This window comes from Microcoleus sp. Aus8_D2, from assembly GCF_036702665.1.
Lineage (GTDB): Bacteria > Cyanobacteriota > Cyanobacteriia > Cyanobacteriales > Microcoleaceae > Microcoleus.
The window spans coordinates 1-22,230 of sequence record NZ_JAUBUN010000076.1 but is presented as its reverse complement, the minus strand read 5'-3'; the positions used below and the strand labels follow the sequence as shown (position 1 = coordinate 22,230).

Here is a 22,230-nt window from a genome sequence, read left to right as displayed (position 1 = left end):
TGGGAATTGGGAATTGGGAATTGGGAATTGGGAATTGGGAATTGGGAATTGGGAATTGGGAATTGGGAATTGGGAATGACTGTCGGGGGTTTCGCGCTTGTCAACAGATTAATTATTTTTCGCCAAAGGGATAATCTCGGATTTTTAGTACCGAACAAAAAACAGCAGCGGATGCAGCTACCTAGCTCATACCATTTTAGATTTTAGATTGGGAATGATTGATGACATCAGGGTTTGGATCGCGGGCAGACCGTTGCATTCTTTGGGGAACTGGCATCATTTTGGGGGAACTTGAACCGCAGGCTTTAGGGTCGGCTGGGTGCTTGCAGACCCCCCGATTTATTTGTAGAATTGAGTTGTTCGTGACAAGTTGTCCGCCTCGCCCCAAACCTATTAGGTCAACATAATCGTACTCTTACCGATCTTTTAACTCCACTCTATTTTAATGTACAACCTTTGGCACTGAAATAGCAAGGGGCAAGCCAAAATAGCGTGGATAAATAAGGACTAAACTCCTGACTACGAAACTATGTAAATTACTGTGAATTTACGGAATACGCTAGGAGATTGTATCTGTTTAATTGCTGACAATTAGCTTTTGTTTATAGTGCAATACGGTTCACTTAACACTATTTATGCCCCGGAGATCCCCCTCGCATACCCCCTACTCGACCCCTACTCCCCTGGTTGTAGGGGAGTAGGGGTTGACTTTAAGAGCTTTCTTGTCCCCCCCCTGCGTGAGCGGGGGTGCCAGGGCGATCTGTCGATCGACCAAGCGTATTGGTTTATAGTGAAGAATTTAGTTATTTCTTTGAGATAAAGAAGGACTAAAGTCCTCACTACGAACCTAACTATGAACTGAATTATTGTTGTTTAACCGGACACAAGTTTACGGAGTTGAGTCGATCAAGTTTTCGGTTTTTTCGGCAGAACAACTGTAAACACGCTGCCTTGACCGACATTGCTGCTAATAGCAATCTCGCCATTAAAAGGTTTTAAAAGTTCAATACAAGTATAAAGTCCGAGACCAGTTCCTGTTGGTTCGCCTTCGGTTTTTTCCTCACCTTTAGGCGGCTTTGAAGTGTAAAAAGGGTCAAAAAGCTTTGACAAATCTTCAGGTGCTATGCCGCATCCCGTATCTGCAATATCCATGTATATGTTCGAGTCGTCTTGCCGAGTCACTATAGTTAGTTCCCTGCTTTTTCTTTCCCACATAGCATCCATTGCATTATTTATTAAATTGTAAAATACCTGAGAAATATAGGAATAGATTAAGGGAAGGCTGGCAATTTGTTCGTCATAATAGTATTTTTTCCTAATCTTATTCTTAAAATACATATTGCCTTCCAATAGCTGAATTTCTCGCTGTACTAAATCGTTGATATTTACAGGATGCAAATCTTGGTTTTGTTCTTTTCTGCTTTTCATCATCAGAGTATCCATGATCTGATTGATTTTTGTGACAGCTTGAAAAATATACTTTGTATAACTAAAAAAAGAGTCTTCTTGAATTTTTGTGGCTTTTGTTTCAATCAAATCGACGCTAGTCTGGATAACTTGTAGCGGGCTTTTGAGGTTGTGCACCATTCCCTGCGTCAAACGTCCGATGATGGCTGTTTTTTCTTGGTCGATCAATTGCTTGGTTTTTTGTTCGACAAGTCTTTCCAGATTTTGGTTGAGGTGGGCTAGTTCGAGGTTTTTTTCTTCGAGTTTTTGTTGCAAGTTGCGGATTGTCAAGTGAGTTTCAATGCGGCTCAACACTTCTTCGTGCTGGAAAGGCTTAGTGATGTAGTCAACGGCTCCTGTCTGAAAGCCTTTTACTTTATCAAGTGTCTCGGAAAGGGCGCTCATGAAGATGATCGGAATGTCTCGCGTTGACGGGTCTGCTTTCAAACGCAGGCAAGTTTCAAAACCGTCAATTCCTGGCATCATGATATCCAAAAGAATCAAGTCGGGATGGATGTATTCAATTTGCTCGATCGCACTTTCGCCGTCTAGAGCCACTAATACTTTAAACCCGTAATTTCTTAACAACTCGAAAAGTACGTCAAGATTTGTTTGGTTGTCATCTACAATTAGTATGATGCTTCTTTCGGAATTCTTATCGTTCATATTAAAAGGAAACATTCAAATGATTGAGTTTTAAGTTATCGGTTTTAACTTTACATCAGATTCCAGGAATTTTCAGTGCCTCTAGAAACCCGGTTGCTGCGTGGATGCCGACCTTTGCAACCACCTTTCTAGGGGTGGGCTGTTCAGTGAAAAGTGTTTATTTCGTGGATATCCCCCTAAATCCCGCTTCAGAAGAGGGACTTAGATCGCTTCCAGTTCCCCCTTTCGCTCAGGAGAGTAGGGGGCTCTTCCTGCGGGGGCTCGGGTTTAACTCAACCGTATTGCGTTATTGACAATGACGATCGGGCGTAAGATTTAATTGATTTTAAGTTATCGGTTAGCCACAGTCAATTTTAGGGCAAATGTTGCTTCAAAAAATCTCGAATTTGCTTGACCTGAAATGCTTTGGCAAGTTGGCGCACGTGCTGAACGAAAGGAACTAATGTCGGGTCAGAATTTTCGAGTTTAGCAGTTTCCTCCAGAATAGCTTCAATATCGCCCATGGAAGCCAATCTTAACAAGACAAAGACTGACTCTGAGGCAGGAGGCACCATTGTTGAGTCAGCAATCGCCATCTCAGATAGTGGTTTGGGAGTTTGAGCTTTGCGTTTTTTGGTTTCCGATCCCTCTTCGTAAATCCATTCTAGTCTCAAATGCAGGCGCAGTAATTCTAAAAGGTCGTTAGTTTGAATGGGTTTGGTGATAAAATTATCGCAACCTGCAAGTATGCTTTTTTGCTTGGTAGTCTCGTATACGCTAGCCGACAAAGCAAGGATAACCGCATCTTTTAATTGTGGCAACTGTCGCAGCCGCCTGGTAGCTTCCCAGCCGTCCATTACGGGCATCAGCAAGTCCATTAAAATTAGATCGGGTAGAAATGCCTGTGCTTTGTGCAAACAGTCTGCGCCGTCTGTGGCTTCTACAATTTCAAAGCCCAAACGAGAAAGCAGTCTGTGCAGCATGGCACGATTTACTTCGTGATCGTCCACGAGCAGGATTTTCCGGTGGGGGCCCCTAAAACCGATAAGACGGCGTTTTTCTTGCGTGGAGGGGGTTTCAGAATATTCGGCGACTGCTGGCAAGTCTATATCCAACCAAAATATGCTGCCTTTGCCGGCGGTACTTTGGACGTGAATTTCGCTGCCCATTATTTTGACTAATTTTTGGCTGATGGAAAGTCCTAGTCCGGTACCTTCGACGAAATTGTTACGATCGCCCACTTGATGAAATGGCAAAAATATTTCTTCTAATTTATTCTGCGGGATGCCGATGCCGGTATCTTCGATTTGAAAGCGAATTTTAGCGGTTGGGGGGCGATCGCCAGTAGTTGCTGCGATCGCTTCGGGCGCTGGTGTGGTTTCCTGCAGGGCGATCGACTTTTTCGGAGGATCGTGTAAATTCGCAGTCAAATTGATTGTTTGAGTAGCAACTTCGGCTGTCAAACTAGACTTCGCGTAGTGGGTTTGAGGATAATTTTCTGCATAACCGACTTTGAATGTGACGCCACCGCTGCTAGTAAACTTAACTGCATTGCTGAGCAAATTAATCAAAATTTGGCGCAACCTGATTTCGTCTGCCAAAATGCATTCGGGCAGCCGCGACACCTGCTGGTAATTAAACGCAATTCCTTTTTGATGCGATCGCATCTGGAACAGATCGACAATACTTTTAACAAAGCTGGGAAAATATAGGTTTGTCGGTGACAGTTCCATTTTACTAGCTTCGATTTTCGAGAGGTCTAGAACGTCATTAATCAGGGTTAGCAGGTGGTTGCCGCACTGGTGAACGTTGTTGAGACTTTCCTGTTGCTCGGTAGTTAAATTTTTATCCGGTTTGAGCAGTTGAATGTATCCTAAAATCCCGTTCAAAGGCGTCCGCAATTCGTGGCTCATGTTGGCGAGAAAGTCGCTTTTAGCGCGGTTGGCGGATTCGGCGGCTAATGCGGCTAATTGCAGGGCGGCTTCTGCTTGTTTGCGATCGGCTATTTCGGTTTGTGCTTGTTCAAATAGGGTCGATTGCTGAATGGCGATCGCCAACTGCACCCCCAATTGTTTCAGGCAGTCTGCCTCCAATTTCTGCCAGGGACGCGGGGCCGTGCAGTGATGGGCAATTAACAGCCCCCACAAATTTTCGCCTTGCAAAATCGGCACTACCAGACTCGCTCTCACCTCGAGCCGAGTCAACAAACTCAAATAACAGTCGGCGATACCAGCATTGTAAACATCTTCTGTGGCTCTAATTCTGCCATCTAGGTAAAGAGGAACGTAGGCTTCCCCAAAACAGGGGTCGTAAATTTCCATGCCGATAATTGACAAGGTATTTTCGTCAACCGACTCGACAGCGATCGACCCGCTCCAATCAGGATTGAATTGGTAAATTACAGTGCGGTCTACTTGCAAAAAATGGCGGACTTCTTCGACGGTCTTGGTGAGAATTTGTTCTAAATTGAGAGAAGATCGAATCCGTTCCAGCATGGCTACTGCCAACTGTTCGCGCTTTAATTGCTGGCGCAAAAGTGCTTCTGATTCTTTGCGCTTTGTGATGTCTGTAATCACTGCAATTAATCCGATTGAATGGTCATTTATATCTTTAATACTATCGGCTCGCACCAGAGCGGTAACAGCTTCGCAGCTCTTAGTTCGCAGGGTAATTTCGCCGCACCAAGAGCGACCTTTGCGAATATTTTTATAGATTTTTTTGTAACTTTTAGGTCGAATGTAAAGCGCGGCGCTATCGCCGAGATCGTTGAGTTCTTCCGCCGTGTAGCCGTAACGCTGAATGAAGGCTTGATTGTGGTAAATAGACCGCCCTTTCAAGTCGGCGATCGCGATCGCGTCGCTGGTACTTTCCACGGCTTGAGTGACTCGCAGCAAAGCTAATTCTGCTGCTTTACGATCGCTGATATCAGTCATCGAACCCACCATTCGCAGGGGGTTTCCGGCTTCATCCCAGACGGCTTGAGCGCGGGCGAGTACCCACTTGTAGCTGCCGTCTTTGCACTGCAAGCGGTATTCGGCGGCGTAATTGGGGGTTTGGCGATCGAGATAATCTTGGATTGTGGCTTGCACTCGATCGCGATCGTCGGGATGGATGCGATCGATCCATTCGCTGTTGCTGCTGTCGATTTCGCCGTCTGCGTAACCCATAATTTCTTGCCAGCGGGTCGAGCGAAAAGCTTCATTTGTGTGAAGATTCAGATCCCAAATTCCGTCTTGATTGCCTTTGAGAACTAACTGCCAGCGTTCTTCACTTTTGCGCAATTCTTCTTCGGCTTGTTTGCGCTGAATGTGAGCACCCAACTGAGTAGCTACCGCCTTGACCAATTCTACGATACGCGGTTCCATAATCGATCGATCGCGCTTGCAGAATACTAAAACTGCCACCACCTCTGAACTAGCGGGAATTGGCACTCCAAAACAAGCTTTCAATCCGACTGCTGCCGCCATTTGCGATCGGGCAAAAAATGAATTATTGACTACAGAAACATCTTCAATCCATTCTACGTTTCTGGTTGACCAAATCCGTCCCGGCACTCCTACTCCGGGGGCGAATCTAATTTTGTGAGTTTCGCGGCCAAACCTATCTAAATCGCGATCGCTAGCATACCAAGTTTCGCTATGTTCCAAAACAGCACCGTTAGCAGCCGGTATCCAAGCTTCTGCAAAATTCCAGCCGATCGCAGTGCACAGCAACCGCAAGATATCAGGGAGGGCGCTCTGAAAATCAACCGACTGACTAATGGCTTGAGTTGCTGCCAGCAACAGCTTAATTTCATCTTCTGCTTGCTTGCTTTCTGTAATATCAGTTCCCGTGCCGAGAATTTGTTTTAACTTGCCCTCTGCTGTTTTCGCAAACACAGTATCTCGGCTGACAATCCAGCGCCAAGAACCATCCTTGTGCCTGACGCGGTATTCAATTTCAAAGATATCCCCTTCTGTACCCGTTGCGACTTGCTGTAAATAATCAGGCATTTTGATGGCATCTTCCGGGTGCATTAAAGTTAACATCAACGGCCCCATTGCCTGAATCTCATCTACTGTATAGCCAATAATTTGGGAGATAGAAGCATTCGCATAAATATTTTTTTGTTCGATCAAGTCGTAAACATACAAAATATTAGGACTTGCCTCAGCAATGCGATCGCCGAACCGCTTGCTATCTTGCAATTCTGCTTCTGCTTTCTTTTTCGCAGCAATATCGCGAACAATGCAAATTATTTCGCCCTCCGGCAGGACTGTCAGCGAGACTTCTTGAGGGAATTGAGAGCCATCGCGGCGGCAGCCTACTGCTTCTGTGCTGAAATAACCTTGGCGCGTTAAAGCCGGCATAAATTCCCGCTCGAACCTTGCTAGTTCTGCACCTTCATAAAATATTTTCCAACTTTTGCCCAGCATTTCTTCAAGGGAATTGTAACCGTAGATTTTGAGTTGAGCTGCGTTGGCATAAATCAGCTCTCCCCTGGCATTAACAATGCCGATACCTTCGGAAGCCGCTTCCATTGCTGCTGCTTGTCGCTGGAGTTTTGACTCGAAACGTTTGCGATTGGTGATGTCGCGGACGATCGCAATAATTTCGTCATCCGTGCAGAATACTATTCTCGCTTCAAAATCGCACAGTGCATCCTGAATTGGCATTTGATATTCTACAACTTGAATTTCGCCGGTTTCGAGCGCTTGTTTATTGCCGGACAAGATTTTTTCAGCAAAAGCAGCCGGCAATATGTCTTGTGCTTTTTTGCCAATAAATATATTTTCCGGTACCAGCGTTTGGAGATCTTTTGCGGGTTTGAAGTCTACAAAAGTTCCGTCGGCGCGACAGCGAAATATCATGTCTGGTATCGCGTTTAAAAGAGCACGGTTGGTAGCTTCGCTCTTGCGCAATTCAGCTTCAGCTTGCTTGCTCAATGTAATGTCTCGGGCAACTGCATAAATTAAACTTTCTTCGGCAAAAGGCGATGCCGTCCACGACAGCCATTTATAAGTACCATCTCGGCAAAGATAGCGGTTTTCTAAGTTTATAACTGGCTGACCATTTTGAAGTTTTTCTAATTCAGCTATAGCTTTTGCTCGGTCTTCTGGATGCACTAATTCGACCATTTTTTGGGCTAACATTTCATCGGTGCTGTAACCTAATACATTTGACCAAGCTGGGTTTAAGCGTTTAAAATAGCCGTCAAAGCCTCCAATGCAAAGTAAATCTAGCGAGATATTAAAAAAACGATCGCGGTCTTGTTGAGTTTGTTTTAATTCAGTGACATCCATCATCAAACCGTCCCAAACTATATCACCATTGGCTTGTTTTTCCGGTCGAGACGAGCCTTGAAGCCATTTCACTTTGTTCTGCATAATGTGTCGCCACTGCTGCTGCCAAGGCTCCATTTTGGCCACGGAAATTGCCATCGATCGCCGCAACTCTGAGATATCATCTTGGTGAACATTTCCCAAGATTAAATTAGCATTTTTTTCTAGTTCTTCTGGTTTTAAATTGTAGAGCTGCCAACTGCCAGGGGAAACGTAAGTAAAAGATGTTTTGCCATCAACAGATAGCCGAAATTGATAAATCATTCCCGGCACATTTGCCGTCATTTTGTGAAATCGAGCTTCGCTTGCTTGTAACGCCATTTGCTGGCGCTTGTACTCAGTCACATCTCGCATTATTCCTACCAACATTTTAGTGCTGTCAGCTTTATTGAAAACAGTTTTTTTTGTAGATATGATGCGTTTTTGGCCTGTGCTATCTATAAAACTTTCTTCCGTTTCCTCCGGAATGCTTGTTTGCAATATTTGCTCGTCTTGTTTTCCAAACAAATCGGCTTGTGCTGCGGGTAAAAACTCGTATCCCGACTTTCCAATCAGCTCCGATCGCCCTTTTCCCATCAATTCGCAAAAAGCATCGTTTAAGACAACCCATTTGTGCTGCTCGTCTTTGACAAAAATTGGATCGGGAGTAGCATTAATCGTGTGATTTAAAAACTCTTCTGATGCTTTTATTTCGGCTTCGTAGCGGTAGCGGTCGCTCACGTCCAAAATGACTTTAATCATGCGGTCGATTGAGCCATCCCGGCCGCGAATGCAACGCAGGGAAACTCTAGTATAAACTATTTGTCCGTCTTTTCTGGGCCACCTTTTATCTAAAACATAACCTTCGCTTTCCCCTGCCAAAATTTTATTTAACTGCTCTACACTAGCCGGCCAGTCTTCAGCACAACCCCACTGTTCCCAATTTAGGTGCAAAAGTTCTTCGCGCTCGTATCCTAGCAAATCGCACAAAGCATCGTTAACTTCCAACCACTGACATTTTTGGGGTTCTGATGGGGAAGTTGGAGGAGCAATAATCGCAATTCCAACGAGGGAGTTTTCGACTACGGATCGATATTTTTCTTCACTTTTTTGCAAAGCTTCTTGGTTGTACTGGCGCTCAACTGCATAGCGGAGCGATCGCATTAACACTTCGCTGTCGATTTTTCGCTTGACTAGGTAATCCTGAGCTCCGGCTTGGATTGACTGCACGGCGAGTTGTTCGTCGTTGCGGGCAGTCAGTACGACGATCGGAGTATTGAGGCTGTATTTTTTGATCTTGACAATTGTGTTTATGTCTTGGCTGTCGGGCAGCGAAAGATCTAGTAAAATCACATCAAAATGTTCGCCGACCAAAATTTGCTGCGCTTGGCTGAGACGATCTGTACGGCTTACTGACAGCCTTTGGGGTTCGGCTATGCTGACATTTGTTTCTAATAATAATTCTTCGATCAGATCGGCTTCGGATTGATTGTCTTCGACCAGGAGAACTTTAAAGCCGTTTCGCTTTGCGGTTGAGTTCAAAACTGATATCATATACCTTGTTAATTGTCATAAGGCAGTCGAACTACCTATTATAGCATATAAATAATTGAATTCAAAAAACAACCGCCACAAATAAAAATTTTTGACTTCAAAAACTACAAGCTTCTACATCGACTGTGTTTTTGCTCTCAGTAGGTAAACTCAATCAGATGTAAGCTGCCCAGCAGCGAGAGATTGTTTGTTCTGTTCGAGGGTTCTATGGGGATTCGGGTAAAGGGGGAGAAGATTGGACGAGTAGGGAATACGAAATTAAAATATACAACTTAAATGCAGTAACGCTGGCGGGTTTTACGGCTTTTAGAAGCTGGGCTGTTTGAGGAAACGAAGGTGCTTGGTGTTGTATTTTTTTGGCGATCGCCCTTTTATACCCGATCGCGCGATCGCAACTGCCCTCCATCGGCCTTTACACGCTTCTACACAATCCGAGTGCTATTTCAGCCCAACTGAGCGCCCGAGACCCAAAATCGGTGGGAACAATCTTCGACCTCTACATTTTCACTCTTTTTTTTATGATAGCTTACAGAAACTCCCCACTGCCATTTCTTTACTATTGGCAATTAAATAAAGTTTTGGTATCGGTCTTGCCATTTAGGAAAAAAGTTATAAGATTGAAATAGAGGCAATCAAAAAAATCTGGTGAATAGAGCCTCGGAAAACATCCGATAAATTACCCAAAAAACGACATTCAAAAATAGATTGTCCTGTGTTTGCTGTTCTTGAAACGCCGTGTAAAAGCGAGAGACAGCTTGAAGAGAGAAGTCGCCCGCCCCAAAAAAATGACCGGGGTTCAAACTCCCCGATTTATATGCGGTCGAGTAAATCTAAAATCTAAAATCTAAAATCGACTGACCGAACTGAGCTGAAGCTGAGGAAAAAAGTAATGCTAGAACAATTAGCAATTCAACAAAAACAAGTTTTCATTCCCAAAGAAAAAGCCTTAATATTGTGGTTTGACGAAGTAGGCATCGCCGACATCCCATTAGTAGGTGGGAAAAATGCTTCATTGGGCGAAATGATTCAACAGTTAACTCCCAAAGGAGTCAGCGTCCCCAATGGATTTGCAACTACGGCGCACGCTTATCGGTACTTCATTGAGTCGGCGGGTTTAGAAGCAAAATTGCGCGAAATTTTTGCCGATTTAGACGTAGAAAATCTCCACAACCTGCGAATCAAAGGGAAGCAAGCGCGGGCATTAATTCTCGACACACCGTTTCCGCCAGACTTGCAAGGGGCGATCGCAGATGCTTACGATCGACTGTGCGATCGCTACGGCGACAATACAGACGTAGCAGTCCGTTCCTCCGCCACCGCCGAAGACTTACCAGACGCCAGTTTCGCCGGACAGCAAGAAACCTACCTCAACGTCCACGGCTGCACCAGCGTCCTCCAATGCTGCCACAAATGCTTCGCCTCCACCTTCACCGACAGAGCAATTTCTTACCGCCAACAGCGAGGTTTCGACCACTTTGAAGTCGCCTTATCCGTCGGCGTGCAGAAAATGGTGCGATCGGACTTAGCATCATCCGGCGTCATGTTCAGCATCGACACCGAAACCGGTTTCAAAAATGCCGCCTTAATCACCGCCGCCTACGGATTAGGAGAAAACATCGTTCAAGGATCGGTAAACCCCGACGAATACCTGGTTTTCAAACCCACATTAACACAAGGTTTCCGCCCAATTCTCGACAAACGCCTCGGCACCAAAAACATCAAAATGGTGTACGATCTCGGCGGTTCCAAATACACTAAAAACGTCTCGGTAGCCCCAGCAGAACGCAGCAAATACGCCCTTAACGATGAAGAAATTCTCCAACTAGCACGTTGGGCCGTACAGATAGAAGAACACTACTCCCAAGTCCGCGGCACCTACACGCCCATGGACATCGAGTGGGCAAAAGATGGCAATACCGGCGAACTATTCATCGTCCAAGCGCGGCCGGAAACAGTACAATCCCAAAAATCCGCTACAGTTTTGCGGAACTACAAATTGCAAGGTTCCAGCGCAGTTTTGGCAACAGGGCGCGCCGTTGGCGAAGCCATCGGACAAGGTAAAGCCCATGTAATTTTAGACGTTCACCAAATCGCCCAATTTGAAGCAGGGGAAGTTCTTGTTACTAACAAAACTGACCCGGATTGGGAACCGATCATGAAAAAAGCCAGCGCCATTGTCACCAATTCCGGCGGCCGCACTTGTCACGCTGCGATCATTGCTCGCGAAATGGGAATTCCCGCCATTGTCGGCACCGGCGATGGTACCCAAGTTTTGCAAACCAATCAAGAAATCACTGTTTCTTGTTCTGAAGGAGAGGAAGGCAAAGTTTATTCCGGTTTAGTTCCTTTTGAAATTAAAGAAAGTGCGATCGACAATTTGCCCCGCACCCGCACTCAAATCTTAATGAATGTCGGCAACCCAGAAGAAGCTTTTGGTTTGTCAGCAATTCCTTGCGACGGCGTAGGCTTAGCGCGGCTGGAATTCATCATCGCCAACCACATCAAAGCGCACCCCTTGGCACTGATTCACTTTGACGAATTGACCGATGAATCTGTCAAGCGCCAAATTGCCAAACTCACAGCACTTTACGAACACAAACCCGATTTCTTTACCGACAAACTAGCCCGCGGAATTGCCACGATCGCCGCCGCATTTTATCCCAATCCCGTCATTGTGAGGATGAGCGATTTCAAGAGCAACGAATATGCTAATCTGCTGGGAGGGCGGCAGTTTGAACCGAAGGAAGAAAACCCGATGCTCGGGTGGCGCGGCGCTTCTCGTTATTATGACCCGAATTACCGCGAAGCCTACGCTTTGGAATGCCTTGCATTGAAGCGAGTTCGCGACTCCATGGGCTTGACAAATGTGATTCCGATGATTCCGTTTTGCCGCACGCCGGAGGAAGGGCGCAAAGTGTTGGCCGAGATGGCGAAACACGGTTTAGTCAAGGGTGAAAATGGCTTGCAAGTTTATGTGATGTGCGAATTGCCCAGCAATGTCATATTTGCTGACGAATTTGCCCGGGTTTTTGACGGATTCTCGATCGGCTCTAACGACTTAACTCAGCTAACATTAGGATTAGACCGGGATTCTGCTTTAGTCGCCCACATCTTTGACGAGCGCAATGAAGCTGTGAAGCGGATGGTCGAAATTGCCATTAAAGCGGCCAAGAAGTACGATCGCAAGATTGGGATTTGCGGCCAAGCCCCCAGCGATTATCCTGAGTTTGCTCGCTTTTTGGTTGAGTTGGGAATTGATTCGATTAGTTTGAATCCCGATTCGGTTTTGAAGACTTTGCTTGATGTTGCTAAAGTGGAGGCTTCCAGTGCGGTGATGGATTTAGCGGCCCAGGTTGCTAAAGTGTAACCCCTCTCCCGTTCGTAGTGAGGACTTTAGTCCTCTGATTTAGAGAGGACTAAAGTCCTCACTACCAACCTATTACCGTTCGTAGTGAGGACTTTAGTCCTCTGATTTAGAGAGGACTAAAGTCCTCACTACGAACCTATTCACAACAACCTCACCGGCACTCGCCAGCAAACAGTTAACCCATGGGTGGCATAGTTTGAAATTTGGTTGGGAACTTTCATGATTGAAAACCGTCTGTTGCCCGATAATTTTAGGTTGGCGATCGTGTAAATAAATAAAAAGATTATTCACAAAAGCTCTGAAAATGTGTTTACAGCTCTCCTGATTATTTTCATAGGTTTAGCTCCATCGCTGGTGTCTTTGTGGGTGATGCGCTCTGCCCAGAGGCAAGCCAGCGAGCGAATTGCAGCGGCACAGCTTGCGGTAGCAAATAGACCCCTGCGAACTCAACTACCAACGGGCGATCGCACTTACGTAGAAGGCCTCGGTTATCCGATCGGCGATATCACTTGCGAGTATAACGCTCGCTCTAATTACATTCGCTGCGCTGTCAATCCTTCTGGGCCCTGTCAAGATTGTCGGTACTACCAAGCCAGAACTCTTGACGTTCGCGCTGAAAAGATATAGCTTGTATTGGGGCTGGTGTATGCGAATATTTGCTGATGTAGCAATCCATGAGTTAATATGTACTTACGTGTAAGGGTTGTTGTTGGAGCTTTTTCTGGACGAGCCGCGTCCAAACTAAGCAATTAAAACCTAATCGAGCAGTATTGCTGGGTTAAAGTTGCCATCACTAGCGGATTGCGATCGGTGTTTTTATAGTTGAGGACTTGTACTCAGAAACCAGGTTTAGATCGTAAATCTTGGTTGGGCTGCGAGAAATCTACGAATAAATTGGGTTTCTAGTCTCCTGGGTGTAACTCCTGCTGTTAAAAACATTAGCGAATAAAAATCGCAAGTAGCTGACGGGCAAATCTGCAAGTCGATTTCTCCAAAACATGATGAAAAATTCTGCACGAACAATTGTCTGGATCGTTTGCCTTAAACAGAAACCAGCTCGAAGACTCTAAGTTGAAAGTTTGAGCAGTTGCTGGTGGGCGACAATATTCTGTTTTTCGCGATCGCAGATGAACGCCGTCTCCAACCTGGATTGTTGTCTCATGGCTGCAAGTCATGAATTTTTAAGACACCTCGTCGATACAGGGTATGCCCGATTTCAATTGAATGACACGCATTGGACACTGCCGGCCTAATTATGTTACTGCCAGCACTCCCTAGCCATCCCCTCCTTAATTAATGTCTGGTTGCTATTGTGAACAGAGCTTGCGCACTCCTCACTCTCATCAACCCGGTTTTTTACCGAGAGCGAGGGCTGCAACCTGTGTCTTTTCTTCGTCCATCAAACCGGGTGTCTGCATCCAGAAATGGTGAAATTTATCTGAAAATAAAGTGGATTAGACAATCTACAGAAAACCTCATCAAGTAAATTTTTGAGAATTCCTGTTATTGTCTGCTGCGGGATGTAAGAGATCTGCGTGTAACAGATACACTCGCTCATAGAAAACCGAAGACAAAATATCACCCCATAGATCGATGATTGGGATTTAAACTGCCCAGTCTCAGCGATCGCGCAGGCGATATTTCCAATGCTATCTAAATAGTAAGATAGCACAGATTTTTGCTGACTAAAATCCGCGGTTTGCTCTTTCTAGCAGTCAAAGAACAGAGCCTCTAACTCTCAATTAAACCTTTTCAATAGGTGATAATTATCATCTTGAAATTGGTGTGCTATATACAATAAGCGAGGCAATAATACAATGAAAAGCATTGGCAACAAACCAATTTTACTCAACCCAAAAAAAGCAGGTGACACCACCACAAGCATTGCTGGCAAAAACTCCAGAACCACAGCAACTTATCCTCATGAAAAACAAATAAAACAAGTAAAAGCAGACTGGTGTTTTCAGTCCCCAAAAATCGTTGGCGACGCGGGAATTGGACACGCGCACAGAGAATTTTTGCTAGCAACCGAGTCGGTGGGCGATCGGACAGTAAAAAATGTACTGTTCATCGATGCCAGAGTAGAAAACAGCGACAGCTTGGCAAGAGGAGCCACAGCCGGTACAGAGGTATTTGTACTAGACTCGACGCGGGATGGAGTCGAGCAAATTACTAGAATTCTGGCTAATTGCAGCGATTTAGACAGCCTTCAAATAGTTTCTCACGGTCGAGAAGCCAGAGTACAACTGGGGTCAGCAGAACTGTGCAGCGACAACTTAGAAAGCTACAGCCATTTGTTGCAGCAGTGGGGAAACGCCCTCAGCGAGAGAGGGAATATCTTGTTATTTGCTTGCAGCGTAGCTGCGGGAGAAAGCGGCGAAGCCTTCGTGCGGCGGCTGAAAGAAATTACTGGTGCGGATATTGCAGCTTCCACAGGCTTGACAGGGAGTGCGGCACTCGGTGGCGATTGGGAATTAGAATTTGCGACAGGAGAAATAGGGGCCAGCATTGCCATTGAAAAAGAGGTGCAGGAGGCTTATAGGAGCGTTCTCGGCATATTAGTTAACGAAACTTTCAAGGAATCGAAAGTTAGGGGGCCTTGGATTTACGGAGGAAATAATGGGGCTGTATACAGTCCCCTCACTCCGGCTGCTAGTCAAGCGATTCCTGCCATCACTGGCGGAACACAATCAGGTGTACTGCCTGCTATAGGCGGCCAAACTCCAGGCAACGGCGCTCTGCAATTAACTCCAGCAGCAGTCACCCGGGCGTCCTTCGTCATCTACAACACCCCCGTTCCCGCAACTGACGGCATCAAGGTTAATTTTGATTTCTTTTCCTACGGTTCCACTCAGCAATTTGCAGCCCAGGGGCCATTTATTGCCAACCAACCAGGGGACGGTATCAGTTTCTTCCTGATTGAGGGAACGGCTAGTCCGAGCGCGGCTGGCGGTTTTGGGGGTTCTCTGGGCTACGCTCAACGGCTAAATGGAAGCGTTACTACCCCTGGTATTGCTGGAGGTTATTTAGGCATCGGATTTGACGAGTACGGGAATTTTTCAGCACCTACAGAAGGGCGTTCAGTGCCTGTTCCACCTACTGTTCCCGATGCCCCCAACCTGACTGCTTACAGACCAGATTCAGTAACGCTCAGAGGCAGGGAAAGCAATAATTATCCGTTTTTAACTCAAGCCTTCGCTCCCTTTGGTATCGACAACATTCCTACCAGTATTGACTTTAGTGAAGCAGCTTCTAGTCCTCCTGGTTTTAACTTCAGCAATACTTTCACAACTACTCGCGATGCGTCTAGAAGAAGAGTTCAAATTACATTAGAACCTGGTACCAAGCGCCTGATTGTTGCCTTTGATGGAGGTAACGGCACTGCCCCCGATGGCACCTACGAGACTACTCTGATTAATATCCCCAACTTAGAAACCGTCAACGGCCCTATCCCCCGTAACTTGAAATTTGGTTTCGCTAGTTCCACAGGAGAGGCAAACAATGCTCACGAAATTCAAAACTTGGTAATTGAGACAGTCAATACTGCTACAAGCCAAGCCGACGTTGTGACGATCAAGAGTGGGCCGCAGGCAATCAAATTAGGTGCCAGCATTACGTACACCATCACGACTATCAATGACGGGCCGAATGCTGCTGAAAACGTCCTAGTTCAAGACGAAATACCCAACGCACTACTTCCCGCCGACTTAAATATGGAGCCAAGTCTGGTTCCCTCCAACGGTGGCTTGTATTCAAACGCAACGCGAACCGTCGTTTGGCCGAGAATTCCCTTGCTCAATCCCGGTCAGAGTGTCACTTATACGCTGAGAGTTGGTTTGCCAGAATTTGCTCTACCCCCGGGTTTAAGCGTCGGCAGGAGCTTCACCAACACGGCATTTAGCAGTTCCTCGACCTTCGACCCCGATCTGACTAATAACAACGGTTCAAATCCAACAAGTCTAGTTGATACCACGATCACTGGTACTGTTGCCGACCTCGTTACTACCAAAAGCGGCCCGGTTACGGCAGTGGCTGGGTCAGTTCTTACTTACACGCTGACGACGGCAAACAACGGGCCAGACCCCGCAGACAATGTCACGATTAGCGATAGGATCGTTCCCGGTTTAACTGGAGTCAGCGCATCGGACGGTGGCACTTACGATCCGGCTACAGGCATTGTCACCTTCCCGGTGCTGTCATCCCTAGCCGTCAGTACAGTTCTCCGCACTATCAGCTTCGTTGCCCCAGCCAACCTCAACACTATCAGCAACACGGCCAGCAGCCGCTCAGATACTCCCGACCCGTTCCCTACCAATAACGACGGCAGCACCACAAACAAAGACCGAACTCCTACCAACTCCTCTGTTCTCACCACTATTACGCCCAGCGCTGATGTTGTAACGACCAAAAGCGGGCCCACGGGCGCCACGCCAGGGGCCTCCGTCAGTTACACAATTACGACAGTCAACAACGGCCCGAGTCCCGCAGCAGGCGTAATCATCACTGACAGCATCATTCCCGGCTTGACGGGAGTCACGGTATCCGACGGAGGCACCTACAACCCAACCACAGGGATTGTCAGCTTCCCTGGTATTGCGATCGCCAATGGCACTACAGTCACTCGGACGATCGGCTTTGTCCCCCCAGCCACCCTGACTAGCGTCAGCAACACGGCAAAAAGCACCTCAGTCACTCCTGACCCCACCCCGGGCAACAACGACGGTACAAACCCTGAGTCAACTGTCAGTACAACGATCGGTGCTGTGGCCGATGTGGTAACAACCAAAAGCGGGCCCACTGCTACTACTGCTGGTCGCACAGTCAGCTACACGATCGCCACAGTCAACAACGGCCCGAGTCCCGCAGCAGGCGTAATCATCACTGACAGCATCATTCCCGGCTTGACGGGAGTCACGGCATCCGACGGCGGCACTTACAACCCAACCACAGGGATTGTCACCTTCCCTGGTATTGCGCTCGCCAATGGCGATCGCGTCACTCGGACGATCGGCTTTGTCGCCCCAGCCACCCTGACTAGCGTCAGAAACACGGCAAAAAGCACCTCAGTCACTCCTGACGCGATCGCCACTAACAACGACGGCAGCACCACCAATCAAGACGGCACTCCCACCAACTCATCTGTTCTCACCGCTATTACGCCCAGCGCCGATGTGGTAACAACCAAAAGCGGGCCCACTGGTACTACTGCTGGTCGCACAGTCAGCTACACAATTACGACAGTCAACAACGGCCCGAGTCCCGCAGCAGGCGTAATCATCACTGACAGCATCATTCCCGGCTTGACGGGAGTCACAGCATCCGACGGCGGCACTTACAACCCAACCACAGGGATTGTCAGCTTCCCTGGTATTGCGATCGCCAATGGCACTACAGTAACTCGGACGATCGGCTTTGTCCCCCCAGGCACCCTTACTAGCGTCAAGAACACGGCAAAAAGCACCTCAGTCACTCCTGACCCCACCCCGGGCAACAACGACGGTACAGACCCTAATTCCACAGTGAGTACAACGATCGGTACTCTTGCCGATGTTGTTACCAGCAAAAGTGGGCCCACGGGCGCCTTTCCAGGGGCCTCCGTCAGTTACACAATTACGACAGTCAACAACGGCCCGAGTCCCGCAGCAGGCGTAATCATCACTGACAGCATCATTCCCGGCTTGACGGGAGTCACGGCATCCGACGGAGGCACCTACAACGCAGCTACGGGGATTGTCAGCTTCCCTGGTATTGCGATCGCCAATGGCACTACAGTCACTCGGACGATCGGCTTTGTCCCCCCAGCCACCCTGACTAGCGTCAGCAACACGGCAAAAAGCACCTCAGTCACTCCTGACCCCACCCCGGGCAACAACGACGGTACAAACCCTGAGTCAACTGTCAGTACAACGATCGGTGCTGTTGCCGATGTTGTTACCACCAAAAGTGGGCCCACGGGCGCCTTTCCAGGGGTCTCCGTCAGTTACACAATTACGACAGTCAACAACGGCCCGAGTCCCGCAGCAGGCGTAATCATCACTGACAGCATCATTCCCGGCTTGACGCGAGTCACGGCATCCGACGGAGGCACCTACAACCCAACCACAGGGATTGTCAGCTTCCCTGGTATTGCGATCGCCAATAAAACTACAGTCACTCGGACGATCGGCTTTGTCCCCCCAGGCACCCTTAATGCCGTCAAGAACACGGCAAAAAGCACCTCAGTCACTCCTGACCCCACCCCGGGCAACAACGACGGTACAAACCCTAATTCCACAGTGAGTACAACGATCGGTGCTGTTGCGGATCTTGTTACCAGCAAAAGTGGGCCCACGGGTGCGACGCCAGGGGCCTCCGTCAGCTACACAATTACGACAGTCAACAACGGCCCGAGTGGAGCCGAAGGTGTCACCATCACTGACAGCATCATTCCCGGCTTGACGGGAGTCACGGCATCCGACGGCGGCACCTACAACCCAACCACAGGGATTGTCACCTTCCCTGATATTGCGATCGCCAACGGCACTACAGTCACTCGGACGATCGGCTTTGTGCCCCCAGCCACCCTGACTAGCGTCAGCAACACGGCAAAAAGCACCTCAGTCACTCCCGACCCCACCCCGGGCAACAACGACGGTACAAACCCTAATTCCACAGTGAGTACAACGATCGGTACTCTTGCCGATGTGGTAACAACCAAAAGCGGGCCCACTGGTACCTCTGCCGGGGCCACAGTCAGCTACACGATCTCCACAGTCAACAACGGCCCGAGTGCAGCCGAAGGTGTCACCATCACTGACAGCATCATTCCCGGCTTGACGGGAGTCACGGCATCCGACGGCGGCACCTACAACCCAACCACAGGGATTGTCACCTTCCCTGATATTGCGATCGCCAACGGCACTACAGTCACTCGGACGATCGGCTTTGTGCCCCCAGCCACCCTGACTAGCGTCAGCAACACGGCAAAAAGCACCTCAGTCACTGCCGACCCCACCCCCGGCAACAACGACGGTACAAACCCTAATTCCACAGTGAGTACAACGATCGGTACTCTTGCCGATGTGGTAACAACCAAAAGCGGGCCCACTGGTACCTCTGCCGGGGCCACAGTCAGCTACACGATCTCCACAGTCAACAACGGCCCGAGTGCAGCCGAAGGTGTCACCATCACTGACAGCATCATTCCCGGCTTGACGGGAGTCACGGCATCCGACGGCGGCACTTACAACCCAACCACAGGGATTGTCACCTTCCCTGGTATTGCGCTCGCCAATAAAACTACAGTCACTCGGTCGATCGGCTTTGTCGCCCCAGCCACCCTGACGCTAGTCAGCAACACGGCAAAAAGCACCTCAGTCACTCCTGACCCCACCCCGGGCAACAACGACGGTTCAGATCCCAAGGCCACTGTCATCACCACCGTCAGCACGACGCCGCGTCGCAACACCCCCCCTACAGCAAATAACGATAACGCCAGTGTGGCGCCCAACAAGGCTCTCAGGATCGCGAACTTGGGAGGAACAGACCCCGACGGCACAGTTGTTTCCTTCACGATCGACACCCTGCCGCCAACAAATCAAGGCGTACTGTTCTTGGGCGACCCGGCCAACGACGGAGTAGCAGTTACAGCAGGTCAAGCCCTGACACCGGCTCAATTGAGCCAGTTGTTCTTCAAGTCCACAGGCAATTTTACAGGGGCAAACTTTACCTACAGCAGCACGGACGATCGGGGAGCCCGCAGTCTCGCAGCTACAGTTTCCCTAATTCCGCCGCAGTTCAACGAACCGCCGGTACCTGTCAATACCAACTCCTCTGTGGGGCCGAACGCCACCGTCAAAGTCGAGGGGCTGACGGCAAACGACCCGGATAGCCCGATCGCCTCCTATTCGATCGACACTCTGCCCCCCGCAGACCAAGGCGTCCTGTTCTTGGGCGATCCGGCTAACGGCGGAGTGGCAGTTACACCCGGTCAAGTCCTCACCCCAACGCAAATCAGCCAACTATTCTTCCGGGCCACAGGCGCCTTCACAGGAGCCAGCTTTACCTACAGCGCTAAGGACAGTAGCGGGTTGCCCAGTCCGGCCGCCGCTACTGCCGCCCTGTTCCCGCCTCCGGTTGACCAACCCCCGGTCGCGAACAACGTCAGCATCAGCTTGCTGCCCGGTAGCGCTGTCAACATCCCCGGATTGGGAGGAACAGACTCCGATGGTACTGTGGTTTCCTTCACAATTGAGACTCTGCCACCAGCTAATGAAGGCGTGCTGTTCTTGGGCGACCCGACCAACGGCGGAGTTGCGGTTACAGCCCGTCAAGTCCTGACGCCAGCTCAAATTACTCAGTTGTTCTTCCAATCCGTCAGCGGTTTCACGGGGGCAAAATTCACCTACAGCGCTACCGACAACGCCGGCGCTAGCAGTGTGGCAGTTGCTACTGTCTCTGCACTGGCGATCGAACCTAACGAACCGCCTGTACCCTTGAATGCCAATACCTCGGCGGCCCCCGGCAGCACGATTACCCTGCCCGGACTAGCAGGCCGAGACCCAGATCCGGGCGATACGATCGCCTCTTTCGAGATCGAAACCCTGCCACCAACAGCTCAAGGCCGTCTATTCTTGGGCGCTCCGGCCAGCGGCGGAGTTCCAATTACGATCGGCCAGCGCTTGACGCCCGCTTTGATTAACCAGTTGTTCTTCCAGGCATCCGGCAACTTCACCGGTACCACCTTTACCTACGGCGTCACAGACAGCCGCGGCCTCGACAGTCCCACTGCTGCCACTATCTCAATTGTGGCGGCGCCAACGCCACCCACGCCAACACCCACGCCACCCACCCCAACTCCCACGCCGATACGGACGGCGACGCCCATACCAACGCCCATACCAACGCCCATACCAACGCCCATACCAACGCCCACACCAGAAACCCCGGCGGTACCGGCAGAGACACCCGCGCCGGTACCGACACCGACACCGACGCCTATTTTCGGCCCTGTGCCCGAACCTGATACAGGCTGCGGTTGCGACCCCTTACCCCTGGTGCCTGCGATCGCATTTATCCAACCCCAGCCTTCGCAAATACTCAACTTCGACTCCAACGCCGTAGAACTCACCGACATCCAAAACACTATCCTCGGCACTCCCGGAAACGACTATTTAACCGGGAACGACACTAACGAACTGTTTCTTGCCGAAGCTGGGGATGACACAGTTTTAGGTGAAGGTGGCGCCGATATCGTCTTCGGAGACGAAGGGCGAGACTTCATCGCCGCCGATAAAGGCAACGATATCGTTTACGCGGGCAAAGACAATGATGTGGTGTTCGGAGGGAAACAAGCCGATCGCATTTTTGGCGATCGCGGTGCCGACTTATTGTCAGGCGATCGCGGCAACGACACGATCGTCGGCGACAACGGCAACGACATCGACCTCACCGGCGACGACGGCGACCTGATTTTTGGAGGCGAAGGAGCGGACGCCATTGCTGGCACTCAAGGCCCAGACACGGTTTTCGCCGGCAAAGGCCCAGACATCGTTGCAGGTGGCAAAGAAGGCGACCTGATTTTCGGCGACAAGGGCCTTGACACCCTCTACGGCGACAGCGGAGACGATACGCTGTTCGGTGCCGTCCTCAACTCCCTAGATAGCGACCCTGACGGGCAAGATTTGCTGTTTGGAGGCAATGGCAACGACTTACTGTTGGGCCAATCCGGCGACGATACTTTGCTGGGCGGTAACGGCCAAGATTTGGTGTTTGCAGGTAAAGGGGGCGATCGGATTTTTGGCGAAACTGGTTCCGACACTCTATACGGCAATCAAGGTTCTGATACCATCCTCGGCGACTGCGGTACTGCGGTTGGCAGCACAATTGCCACATCTGAAGGCGACTTAATTTTCGGCAACGATAGCGGTGACATCATCG

At 49.1% G+C, this 22,230-nt stretch carries 6 protein-coding genes; 3 read left to right on the top strand and 3 right to left on the bottom strand.

The window, feature by feature from the left end:
* Window positions 1-906: 906 nt before the first annotated feature.
* From QUB64_RS31870 to QUB64_RS31860, 3 genes are all read right to left on the bottom strand, one after another.
* Window positions 907-2,112 (bottom strand): hybrid sensor histidine kinase/response regulator, encoded by a 1,206-nt coding sequence (locus QUB64_RS31870; protein ID WP_333343472.1) that lies wholly within the window; start codon window positions 2,110-2,112, stop codon window positions 907-909.
* A 353-nt stretch (window positions 2,113-2,465) separates the two neighbouring features.
* Window positions 2,466-8,945: a PAS domain S-box protein gene (locus tag QUB64_RS31865; RefSeq protein ID WP_442921736.1), complete on the bottom strand. Its 6,480-nt coding sequence runs from the start codon at window positions 8,943-8,945 to the stop codon at window positions 2,466-2,468.
* 205 nt (window positions 8,946-9,150) lie between these two features.
* Window positions 9,151-9,351: a hypothetical protein gene (locus QUB64_RS31860; RefSeq protein ID WP_333278415.1), complete on the bottom strand. Its 201-nt coding sequence runs from the start codon at window positions 9,349-9,351 to the stop codon at window positions 9,151-9,153.
* 483 nt (window positions 9,352-9,834) lie between these two features.
* Here QUB64_RS31860 and ppsA point away from each other — a divergent pair, with 483 nt between their 5' ends.
* The 3 genes from ppsA to QUB64_RS31845 form a co-directional block, all read left to right on the top strand.
* Complete coding sequence (ppsA, locus tag QUB64_RS31855) at window positions 9,835-12,312, top strand: phosphoenolpyruvate synthase (RefSeq protein ID WP_333278413.1); 2,478 nt, start codon at window positions 9,835-9,837, stop codon at window positions 12,310-12,312.
* A 306-nt stretch (window positions 12,313-12,618) separates the two neighbouring features.
* Entirely contained in the window at window positions 12,619-12,939 is a 321-nt protein-coding gene (locus QUB64_RS31850; RefSeq protein ID WP_333278411.1) for a DUF6464 family protein, read from the top strand.
* A gap of 1,190 nt (window positions 12,940-14,129) precedes the next feature.
* A partial coding sequence (locus QUB64_RS31845; protein WP_333394331.1) for a DUF4347 domain-containing protein occupies window positions 14,130-22,230 on the top strand: 8,101 nt, incomplete at its 3' end.

Bases quoted from the DNA above. Each gene is read 5' to 3' on its own strand.
- QUB64_RS31870 (WP_333343472.1), bottom strand. From the start codon at position 2,112: ATGAACGATAAGAATTCCGAAAGAAGCATCATACTAATTGTAGATGAC.
- QUB64_RS31865 (WP_442921736.1), bottom strand. From the start codon at position 8,945: ATGATATCAGTTTTGAACTCAACCGCAAAGCGAAACGGCTTTAAAGTT.
- QUB64_RS31860 (WP_333278415.1), bottom strand. From the start codon at position 9,351: ATGGAGGGCAGTTGCGATCGCGCGATCGGGTATAAAAGGGCGATCGCC.
- ppsA (WP_333278413.1), top strand. From the start codon at position 9,835: ATGCTAGAACAATTAGCAATTCAACAAAAACAAGTTTTCATTCCCAAA.